This window comes from Roseateles sp. P5_E1, assembly GCF_054049335.1.
Genome location: NZ_JBFUMN010000005.1, coordinates 49,414 through 59,075, shown reverse-complemented (window position 1 = coordinate 59,075; position 9,662 = coordinate 49,414). Strand labels below are relative to the sequence as shown.

Sequence of the window (9,662 nt, the reverse complement as noted above, 5' to 3'; positions counted from 1 at the left end):
CATGCCATGAGCAATTTCGTCTTTCCTCCAGCCGAGATCCCCAGTGCCGCCGTGCGCGGCACGGATGCCCGTTACGCGGTCAGCCGCATCTTCTGCGTCGGCCGCAACTATGCCGATCATGCCCGCGAGATGGGTGCCGACCCGACGCGCGAGCCGCCCTTCTACTTCACCAAGCCGGCCACGGCACTGACGCCCTCGGGCTCGACGGTGCCCTATCCGACCGAGACCAGGAACTACCACTACGAGATGGAACTGGTGCTGGCCATCGGCGCGCCGGTGTTCAAGGTCACGCCCGAAGCGGCCGTCGCCGCCATCTGGGGCTATGCCGCGGGTCTGGACATGACGCGCCGCGACCTGCAGGCGGTGGCCAAGGCGGCGGGCAGGCCTTGGGACACCGCCAAGGGCTTTGACCAATCCGCCATCCTCGGCGACATCGTGCGCAAGAGCGAACTGGGCGCGCTCGACAAGGGCGCCATCACGCTGGCTGTCAATAGCGTCGAGAAGCAGCATGGCGACCTGGCCGACATGATCTGGAACCAGGCGGAGATCGTCTCCAACCTGAGCCACCTCTACCACCTGCATCCGGGCGACCTGATCTACACCGGCACGCCGGCCGGCGTGGGCGCCGTGGTGGCGGGTGACGTCATCGTCGGGCGCATCGAAGGCCTGGGCGAGATCATGCTGACCATCGGCCCGGCGGAGTGACGATGTTCTCCACCGAAGAGACTTTGGCGCAGGCGCGCTCACGCAACATCCACGAGGCATTGGCCGAGGACATCGGCAAATGCGACTGGACGGCGCTGCTCGTGCCCTTGGCCAAGCGCGTGGCCGCCCAGGTGCGCGTGCGCGAGGCCGCGGTGCTGTGTGGCCGCGACTGGTTCGACGGTGTGTTTGCCGCACTGGATGCAACGGCGCGCATTGAATGGCTGTACGAGGAAGGCGCCGTGATGGTGGCGGACAGCATCGCCTGCCGCATCGAGGCCGATGGCCGTGCGCTGCTGAGCGCCGAGCGGCCGGCGCTGAATTTCCTGCAGCTGCTGTCTGGCACGGCGACGATCACGCGCGCGCATGTTGATGCCGTGGCCGGCGCCAGCACCAACCCGCGCGGCTGCGCCATCCTGGACACACGCAAGACCATCCCCGGCCTGCGCCTGGCGCAGAAGTACGCGGTGCGCGTCGGCGGCGGGCAGAACCAGCGGCTGGCGCTTTATGCCGGCATCCTCATCAAGGAAAACCACATCGCCGCAGCGGGTGGCGTGGGCGCTGCCTTGCGTGCAGCGCAGGGGCTGAATGCGGGTGTGGACATCCAGATCGAAGTCGAAACCATCGCGCAATTGCATGAGGCACTGGACGCCGGCGCCGTCAGCGTGCTGCTGGACAACTTCAGCGAAGCGCAGATGCGCGAGGCCGTGGCGGTGAATGCCGCGTATTCGGCTCAAGCGCTGCTGGAGGTCTCGGGCGGTGTCGCATTGGATCAGCTGCGCTGGATTGCCGCGACCGGCGTGGACCGCATCTCCATCGGCCGCCTGACCAAGGATGTCAGGGCGGTCGACTACTCGATGCGGGTGCTCGGTCCGGTCTAGCGACGACGCTTCAGCAGGCCAAGCAGGGCCAGGCCGGTGAGGCCCAGGGTGCCGGGCTCGGGCAGGCGGCCCGGCAATTCAGCGCCGGCCAGCAGGAAGATGTCGCCAAAGCCACCGGTGTCGCAGGGGCCGACGGATCCGCCGTTCTCCAAGGCCGGGCCCGAGCCCCTGACCCCGGTGTTGAAGCAGCCCATCCAGACCTGGACCGACATCGTGTCGTAACCCTGGTTCTCCAGGCCCCGCAGATCCAGCGTGGGCAGGTAGTTGATGAATTCGACCTCGTTGGAGGCGCGATTGGTCTTGACGAGGTCGCCGCCGTTCGGGCAGTTGCTGCCATCCGGCGAGGGGTAGGAGACCGTGGCGTTGACGACGCAGATCGCGCCRACGGTCAGCGCGAAGTCGGCGGCGCCGGGCGTCGTGATGGCGCTGCCGTCGAAGGTCTTGTCCGACGAGTACAGCAACGGGTCCTTGAAGATGTTGTTGGGGTCCAGCGCCTGGGTCTCGAAGTATTTGTTGCCCAGGTTACCGTCGGTGTCGCGCACCGTGACCAACGCCCAGATGGGAATGCTGGAGGTGTCGTTCTGCGGGTTGTTGAAGTCGAAGGCGATGGCCATCTCGTGATAGGCCCCGCCGAAGGTCAACTTCTGGTTGAGGGTGCTCAGGCCGGTGTCCCAGCTGAAGGGCGTATCGCCCGCCAGGCCGCCGTTGTTCGCCGGGTCGTTGCCGTCGCCGGTGAAGAAATACTTCTTGGTGCCGCCGTTGTTCGTCGAGAAGCCATCCTCCGACGGCATGAGCTGGTCGCCGTTGTTCAGGATGTTGCCGTTGTTGGCGGTGACGACGATGGTGTCGATCAGCGCGCCCTGGCTGGCGGCAAAGCTGTAGGGGCCGTTGAAGCCCGCGTAGCCCTTGGCGGCCAGGTGATCCAGCACCGTCGTGGAGCAGGAGACGACGTTGCCAAAGGTGGCACAGGCGGAGTTGGGAGAGGGGTAGGTCGGCGAGTAGACCGGCAGTGGCGCTGCGGCGGCCAGGCCGGCAGGGAAGAGCAGGGCGAGAAGCCACTGCGGTTGGATGCCCCAGGAAGTCTTCTTCATATGTCACCTCTCACGCGAAGCGTTGGCTTCGCGATGAGAAATGAGCATTTATCGGGCCAGGCCCCCTAAGTTGTTGAATTGGCTGCGTTTGACTTTTGACCCGTCGTCGCACTGTCAAAGGACTCGACAGCCGCGAATGAGTGGGACACCGTTGTCAACCTTCGCGCGCCGAGATGGCTGGCGCGACGAGTTCTCAGCCGTCGAACCAGGGCTCGTTGGGAAGGTCGTCAAAGACTTTCCTGAGCCCGGCACTCCAGCCCGTGCGCAGGGCCTGGAAATAAGGATCGTCGCGGCCGATGCGGTTGGGCGGCTTCATGGCCTGCTCGAACTGGTTGGCGCGCAGCATGATCATGTCGATGGGCAGGCCGACCGACAGATTGGACTGGATGGTCGAGTCGAAGCTGACGAGGGTGCACTTGGCAGCCTCGTCCAGCGCCGTCGTGTCGTAGCGGATGACGCGGTCGATGATGGGTTTGCCGTATTTGCTCTCGCCGATCTGGAAGTAGGGCGTGTCCTCGGTCGCTTCGATGAAATTGCCCTGCGGGTAGACATGGAAGAGGCGCGGGCCTTCACCCTTGATCTGGCCGCCAAGCAGCATGTTGGCGCCGAAGTCGACGCCGTTGTGCTGGTTGTCGCTGTCGCGGTTGACGATCTCCTTGAGCGTGCGGCCCAGCAGCACGGCCGCGTCGTACAGGGTGGGCACGTTGAGCAGGTGTTCGCCGTCGCCATGCAGGCGCTGGTTCAGCACGGAGATAACGGATTGCGTCGTCGCCAGGTTGCCTGCGGTCAGGATGACGATCTCGCGCTGGTGCGGGATCTGGAACTGGTACATCTTGCGAAAGCTGGCGATGTGATCCACGCCCGCATTGGTGCGGGTGTCGGACGCGAACAGCAGGCCCGCACGCAGGCGCATGGCGACGCAATAGGTCATGGTGTGGTCCCGGCGAATGAGCTGGAGGGCATGTTACGGCTGGCCTGTGCCCTTGCTGGTGCAATGGGCAGGCAGGCAGCCCAGGCCGCGCAGCGACGCCTCGACGGCTTCATCCAGCGGCGTGTGGGGCTCGCGGCCCAGGGCGGCGACGAGGCGGCTGTTGTCCATGCGCACCGGCTGGCGCCACAGATAGCGCATCTCGCGCATCTCCTTGAAGGTCGTGACGAAGGGCGAAGCGAGAGTCAGCAGCCACCAGGGGAAGGCAGAGATACGCGGCGGCTTGCCGCCCCGGGCGACGACGACGCGCTGGATGGCCTCGGCCAGCTCGCGGCCGCTGGCGTCCCAGTGGCCGCTCATGTGGAAGTTGGCGAAGGCGGGCAGTGTCGCGCGTCGTTCCAGCAACTCCACCATCGTGCGGGCGACATCCGGCAGATAGGCCCATTGGTGGCCAGCGCCGGCGGCGGCCGGGTTGCTGATGGACGTCACCGGCTTGTCGGGCTTCACCAGGCCTTGCGAGAACCAGTTGTTGCCGACCCGCGGACCGAAGAAGTCGCCGGCACGCAGCACGATGACGCGCAGCCCCGTCTCGCTGGCCGCTCGCAGCCGCGCCTCCATCTCGGCGCGGATGGCGCCCTTGCGCGTCACCGGCCGCTGCGGCGCGTCCTCGTGCAGCAGCGGGAAAGCATCGGGGCCGTAGTTGTAGACCGTGCCCGGCAGCAGCAGCGTCGCACCCAGGGCGCGGGCGGCGGCGATGCTGTGCTCCAGCATCGGCAGCACGAGGCGATCCCAGTCGCGGTAGCCCGGCGGGTTGACGGCATGAACGATGACGTCGCAGCCCTGGGCGGCAGCGAGCACGTCGGCCGCGTTCAGCGCATCGCCGCGCAGCCATTGGATGCCGTCACTCTGCGCGTGCGCCGTCGGGAGGCCACGCTTGAGCCCCTTGACCAGCCAGCCCGTGTCGCGCAACTGGCGTGCCACCTCGCCGCCAATGCCGCCACTCGCGCCGAGCACCAGGACCGTCTTGCTGCTTGTTTCCATGTCGTTCTCCAGAAGTTGATGGAACGGATTCTGGGAAGTGACGGCTTGATTGGGAATTGCTGAAGGTAGTGTCGTAGATATACATTTATGTATGGCTTCGACACTGCCCTGGGACCTGCTGCACACTTTTCTCGGCGTGCTGCGCGAGGGTTCGCTGTCGGGCGCGGCGCGGGCACTGGGGTTGACGCAGCCCACCGTCGGCCGCCATGTCGCCGCGCTGGAGCAGGCGCTCGGCCAGCCCCTCTTCACCCGCTCGCCCACCGGCCTGCTGGCCACGGAGGCGGCGCTGGCCCTGCGCGGCCACGCCGAGCAGATGGAAGCCGCGGCGGCCGCGCTGCAACGGGCGGCGACGGCGCGCGGTAGCGAAGTGAGGGGCACGGTGCGGGTGACGGCCAGCGAGGTCATCGGCGTCGAGGTGCTGGCAGGCGTCTTCGCCACGCTGCGCACTGCTCACCCCGGCCTGGTCCTGGAGCTGGCCCTGAGCAACCAGCTGCAGGATCTGCTGCGCCGTGAAGCCGACATCGCTGTGCGCATGACGCCGCCCGAACAGGGCCAGTTGATCGCGCGCCGCATCGGCAGCATTGAGCTGGGCCTGCATGCGCGCACCGACTACCTCGACCGCCACGGCCGGCCGGCGACGCTGGCAGAACTGCAGGGCCACACGCTGATCGGCTTCGACACCGTGACGCCCTTCATCCGTGCCGGGTCCAAGCGCCTGAGCGGCATCAGCCGTGACAGCTTTGCGCTGCGCAGCGATTCCGACCTCGCCCAGCTGGCACTGGTGCGTGCTGGCGCCGGCATCGGCATGTGTCAGGTCGCACTGGCGCGGCGTGCGCCCGTGCTGGAGCGCGTGCTGGCCGACCAGTTCGCCTGGCCGCTGGAGACCTGGGTCGCCATGCACGAGGACCTGCGCCAGAACACGCCCTGCCGAGTCGTCTTCGAGGCGCTGGTGGACGGGCTCACGCGCCACATCGCCGTCTGAGGCTCAGCGCACGGGATTCGATGCCGGTGTGGACGCCGGTCCTGAGGCTGGCGGGAAGGATGGCGGCGAGGAGGAGGCGGGCGAAGACGGTGGCGGCAGCGGCGGCGGCGCAGCCTGCGAGGTGGCGGCGTTGGCCGACGGCAGCGGCTGCTGCTCGGAACGGCAGGCCGCCAGCGGCGCCACGGTGACCACGACCGCGAGCGTCAGTGCGCATCGACAGGATGTCAAAGCAGGGAGTGACATGGGCACCTCACTCAGCAGCGGCAAATGGACGCGTTACTTCTTGGGCGCAACGCTGAGCGCCTGGGCCATCTCCAGGTGGTGCCTCAGGCCGGGCAGGGTCCTTTCGGCCCAGGCCTTGATCTCGGGATCCTTGGCATTCTGGGCGGCGTCCTGGAAGAGCTTGATCGTGTTCTGGTGGGCCTTCACGCCGAAGGTCTTGGCGTAGCGTTCGTCGAACTTGTCGTTGTCGCCGGCATCGATGAGCTTGATCTCGGCCTTCTGCTTGACGGAAGGGCCGTCGGGCAGCGTGACGTTCTTGCTGGCAGCCAGGGCCTTGAGCTCATCGGCCACCTTGGTGTGGTCGGTGATCATCGAATCGGCGAAGGACTTCACATCGGCATTCTTGGCCTTGGACTGTGCGAGCTTGCTGGCCTCGATCTCGGCCGCGCCGGCGTGAGCTGCCTCCTTCATGAAGGACTTGTCCGAGCGGGCGTGGGCCTGGCCGGCAAAGGCGGCACTGGCAAGCATCAGGGTGACGCTCATGAATTTCTGGGCGGTGCGCATGGGGGCTCCTTGACGGGTTGAGGCGGACGGCTGAAGCCGGCATGCGCAACGGCACCACCGGACTAACGCCCAATCTAGGCGGCGGTACATGCCGACAGCGTCAGCCGAGGACGAAGCTGCTGTAGGAGAACCGGCGGCCGGCAGCTTCCGACAGCGGCGCGTGGCGCCGGCCGACAACCCGCCAGCCTCCTGCTGTCTAGGCTGCAGGATCAGTCAATGCCAAGGAGCCGACATGCACGACGACGACAGCCGCAGCTATCCATCGGACAATGACGTGAGCACCGAAGAAGACCTCAGTGGCCCGGCCGCCGCGAAGAAGATCACCGATCTCGTCAAGGCCGGCAACAGCTGCTTCTTCTGCACCCTCGGCATGGGCACGCGGCAACTGCATGCCCGCCCGATGACCGTCATCGAGGTCGACGACAGCGGCGCCCTGTGGTTCTTCAGCGAGATCGACAGCCTGAAGAACATCGAACTCGACCGCGATCCGCGCGTCACGCTGTTCTTCAAGGAGGGGGACAACGGCGGCCACCTCAAGCTCGACGGCAGCGTCGAGCAGGTCACTGACAAGGCCACCATCCACCGGCTCTGGAGTCCCAAGCTGCGGGCCTGGTTCACGCAAGGCGAGGACGATCCCCGCATCTGCTTACTGCGCGTCGACGCGCTCAGCGGCGAATACTGGGACAACCGCCACGGCAGCGCCATCGCCGGCCTCAAGCTGTTGTTCGGCGCCATCACGGCCCAGCGCGTTGACGAGGGTGTGCATGGGCATCTGAAGCTCTGAGGCACCTCCCCATTCGTCGCCCAACAAAAAAGCACCTGGCATTACTGCAAGGTGCTTGAGACTTTTGGTGCGCCCGGTTGGGATCGAACCAACAACCCCTGCCTTCGGAGGGCAGTACTCTATCCATTGAGCTACGGGCGCGAAGCCGTGCATTCTAGCAGCGGGGTACCAAGGCCCCGGGGCAGCGTCGGGGCCTGCCTATAATTCGGCGGTTTTTCGTGTCGCGCACCCAGCCCGGCATGAAGCGAGACCCGACCGACGAAGATCGACAAGAGGAATTCATGAGCGCCAGCCACGATCACGACCACGACCACGACGACGCCCACACCGGGCCGATCAAGACCCCCAAGCAACTCGCCTGGGCCGTGCTGTTCGCCTTCGTGGTGCCGGTCATCGTCATCATCCTGCTGGCCAATTACGTCACCACCGACACCAAGCCGGCGGCCGGCACGGCTGCCTTCGAGGCCCAGGCCATTGCCGCGCGCATTGCGCCGGTCGCTCACGTCGAGGTCAAGGACGTCAACGACGCCGCCACCATGAAGACGGGCGAGCAGGTCTTCCAGGCCCAGTGCTCGGCCTGCCACGCCACCGGCGCCGCCGGCGCACCCAAGCTGGGCGACGCGTCGGCCTGGGGCCCGCGCATCAAGAGTGGCTTCGACACGCTGGTGCATTCGGCGCTCAAGGGCAAGGGCAATATGGGCCCGCAGGGCGGCGGCGACTTCAGCGACTTCGAAGTCTCCCGTGCCGTCGTCTACATGGCCAACCAGGGTGGCGCCAAGTTCGACGAGCCCAAGATGGCCGCGCCGGCTGCTTCGGCCGCGCAGTAAAGCTTCGGCTTGAATCCCGCCAAGGGCTGCTTCGGCAGCCCTCGTCGTTTCTGGCTCAGGCGCCAGGGCGGCGCACGAAGCCGAAGCGCTCCGGCAGCTCACCCGACAGGAACTCCTGTGGCGTCCAGCGGCCCTGCTCGACGGCGTCGGCCGCCGGACCCATGTCGGCCGTGTGCACCAGGCCCAGACCGAGGTCAGTGAGCAAGTAGAGGCGCCCTTCCTCGTCCAGCCAGCTGGATTGCACGATGGCCTCGGCGCCGGTGTGGCTCAGCACCCGGCCATCGGGCTGCAGCCGCCAGATCCACGGCGTTGACTCCAGCTCCACATAGACCCGCTGCGGCCCGTTCTGGAAGAACCAGCAGCCAGCCGCGTCGGCCGCGTAGTTGCGCTCGATGAAGGCGCGCAGCTTGTCGTGGTTGATGCGGCTGCCTTTGACCTCGGGGAAGGGGCCGGCGTGCTGGATGCGTTCGTCGCGCATATACCAATCACCACGGGCGTCCAGCGCCAGCCAGCCGTAGCAGTGCGGGACGTTGGGCCACTTCTTGAGGGCCGCTTCGACGATGGGGTCCATGCAAGACCTCCTTCAGCGTTGCTTCCAGAGCCAGTCGCAGACCTGCTCGGGCATGGTCAGCAGATGGCCCGGCAAGCGGCCGGCGGGGAAGCCGACATGGCCGCCGTGGCCGGGCTGCCAGAGTGTCACATGGGCCCCCACCTCGGCGGCGTGTGGCAGGCTGCCCCCGGGCACGAAAGGGTCGTTGCGGGCGTTCAGCACCAGGGCCGGGATGCGGATGCGGTGCAGGTGCGGTTTGGCGGCCGCGCGGGTCCAGTAGTCCTCGGTGTTCCTGAAGCCGTGCAGCGGCGCGGTGAACAGGTTGTCGAACTCGTAGATGGTCGACGCGCGCTTGAGCCGCTCGCCATCGAACAGGCCCGGATGCTGCTGCAGCTTGCGCAGGGCCTTGGGAATCATGGTGCGCAGGAAGCGGCGCGCATAGACCTGCCTGTTGAAGCCGCGGTCGATGGCAGCGCCAGCGGCGGCGAGGTCGATGGGCGAGCAGATCGAGCAGACCGCCTGGGCGACCTGGGCCGCACTGTGGCCGGCTTCCTCCGCCCAGCGCATCAGTGCATTGCCGCCCAGGGACACGCCCGCGACGAGGAGCTTGCTGCCATGGCGCTCGCGCAGGCGCTGCAATATCCAGCCGACCTCCTCGAAGTCGCCCGAGTGGTAGGCGCGCGGGCCGCGGTTCAGTTCACCCGAGCAGCCGCGGAAGTGGGGCAGGGCCATGGCCCAACCGCGTGCGCGGGCGACGCTGGCGAAGGCGACGCTGGAGTGGCTGGTGCGATCGCCTTCCAGGCCGTGGAACAACACCAGCAGCGGCGTCTCCGGCGGGCGCCCAAGTCGGTCGCCGGGCCGCTCCCAAGACCGACTTGGCCCCCCCGGGGGGTCGGACGCGTACTCGCGTGCGGGGGGCTCACCACCAGCCAGGAAGTCGACATCAATGAAGTCGCCGTCCGGTGTGTCCCAGCGCTCGCGCGTCCAGTTCGGCGGCGGGCCGTCGTGTTGGCGGCTGAAGAGGGCGGGCCAGATGGTCTGGGCGTGGCCGCCGGGCAGCCAGCGGGGGGCGCGGTACTGCATGCGCCGA

Annotated in this window: 11 protein-coding genes and 1 tRNA gene; 5 read left to right on the top strand and 7 right to left on the bottom strand. The window is 67.1% G+C overall.

Annotated features, from left to right (window positions below; genetic code table 11):
* The first annotated feature begins 6 nt into the window (after positions 1 to 6).
* On the top strand, positions 7 to 705 hold the full coding sequence (locus ACXJKJ_RS07420; RefSeq protein WP_457389645.1) for a fumarylacetoacetate hydrolase family protein: 699 nt from the start codon (positions 7 to 9) through the stop codon (positions 703 to 705).
* 2 nt (positions 706 to 707) lie between these two features.
* Positions 708 to 1,583, top strand: coding sequence for a carboxylating nicotinate-nucleotide diphosphorylase (gene nadC / locus ACXJKJ_RS07415; RefSeq protein ID WP_457389644.1), 876 nt, complete (start codon positions 708 to 710; stop codon positions 1,581 to 1,583).
* On the opposite strand, the gene ACXJKJ_RS07410 is transcribed toward nadC, so the two are convergent.
* The 3 genes from ACXJKJ_RS07410 to ACXJKJ_RS07400 all read right to left on the bottom strand — a co-directional run bounded on the left by ACXJKJ_RS07410 (position 1,580) and on the right by ACXJKJ_RS07400 (position 4,643).
* Entirely contained in the window at positions 1,580 to 2,674 is a 1,095-nt protein-coding gene (locus tag ACXJKJ_RS07410; RefSeq protein WP_457389643.1) for a PEP-CTERM sorting domain-containing protein, read from the bottom strand. The genes nadC and ACXJKJ_RS07410 overlap by 4 nt on opposite strands.
* Before the next feature lie 193 nt (positions 2,675 to 2,867).
* Positions 2,868 to 3,605, bottom strand: a complete 738-nt coding sequence (locus tag ACXJKJ_RS07405) for a proteasome-type protease (RefSeq protein WP_056191944.1) — start codon at positions 3,603 to 3,605, stop codon at positions 2,868 to 2,870.
* Positions 3,606 to 3,638: 33 nt separating this feature from the next.
* The gene (locus ACXJKJ_RS07400) at positions 3,639 to 4,643 is read right to left on the bottom strand and encodes an NAD-dependent epimerase/dehydratase family protein (protein ID WP_457389642.1); all 1,005 of its coding nucleotides are present in this window, start codon (positions 4,641 to 4,643) and stop codon (positions 3,639 to 3,641) included.
* A 91-nt stretch (positions 4,644 to 4,734) separates the two neighbouring features.
* Between ACXJKJ_RS07400 and ACXJKJ_RS07395 the strand changes: the two genes are divergently transcribed.
* Entirely contained in the window at positions 4,735 to 5,625 is an 891-nt protein-coding gene (locus tag ACXJKJ_RS07395; RefSeq protein ID WP_457389641.1) for a LysR family transcriptional regulator, read from the top strand.
* 276 nt (positions 5,626 to 5,901) lie between these two features.
* Here the strand turns inward: ACXJKJ_RS07395 and ACXJKJ_RS07390 are convergent, their stop codons facing one another.
* A complete protein-coding gene (locus tag ACXJKJ_RS07390) occupies positions 5,902 to 6,411 on the bottom strand; it encodes a DUF4142 domain-containing protein (protein ID WP_457351084.1) in 510 nt (169 codons plus the stop codon).
* 232 nt (positions 6,412 to 6,643) lie between these two features.
* On the opposite strand from ACXJKJ_RS07390, the gene ACXJKJ_RS07385 reads away from it, so the two are divergent.
* Positions 6,644 to 7,195 carry a pyridoxamine 5'-phosphate oxidase family protein gene (locus ACXJKJ_RS07385; RefSeq protein ID WP_056191953.1) on the top strand — a complete coding sequence of 184 codons (552 nt, stop codon included), beginning with the start codon at positions 6,644 to 6,646 and terminating at the stop codon, positions 7,193 to 7,195.
* Positions 7,196 to 7,260: 65 nt separating this feature from the next.
* Here the strand turns inward: ACXJKJ_RS07385 and ACXJKJ_RS07380 are convergent.
* A tRNA-Arg gene (locus tag ACXJKJ_RS07380) sits at positions 7,261 to 7,336 on the bottom strand.
* Positions 7,337 to 7,476: 140 nt separating this feature from the next.
* On the opposite strand from ACXJKJ_RS07380, the gene ACXJKJ_RS07375 reads away from it, so the two are divergent.
* A complete protein-coding gene (locus ACXJKJ_RS07375) occupies positions 7,477 to 8,022 on the top strand; it encodes a c-type cytochrome (RefSeq protein ID WP_457389640.1) in 546 nt (181 codons plus the stop codon).
* A 55-nt stretch (positions 8,023 to 8,077) separates the two neighbouring features.
* Here the strand turns inward: ACXJKJ_RS07375 and ACXJKJ_RS07370 are convergent, their stop codons facing one another.
* Complete coding sequence (locus ACXJKJ_RS07370) at positions 8,078 to 8,593, bottom strand: DUF2946 family protein (RefSeq protein ID WP_056191956.1); 516 nt, start codon at positions 8,591 to 8,593, stop codon at positions 8,078 to 8,080.
* Positions 8,594 to 8,605: 12 nt separating this feature from the next.
* Positions 8,606 to 9,655 (bottom strand): YheT family hydrolase, encoded by a 1,050-nt coding sequence (locus tag ACXJKJ_RS07365; RefSeq protein WP_457389639.1) that lies wholly within the window; start codon positions 9,653 to 9,655, stop codon positions 8,606 to 8,608.
* Positions 9,656 to 9,662 lie beyond the last annotated feature (7 nt).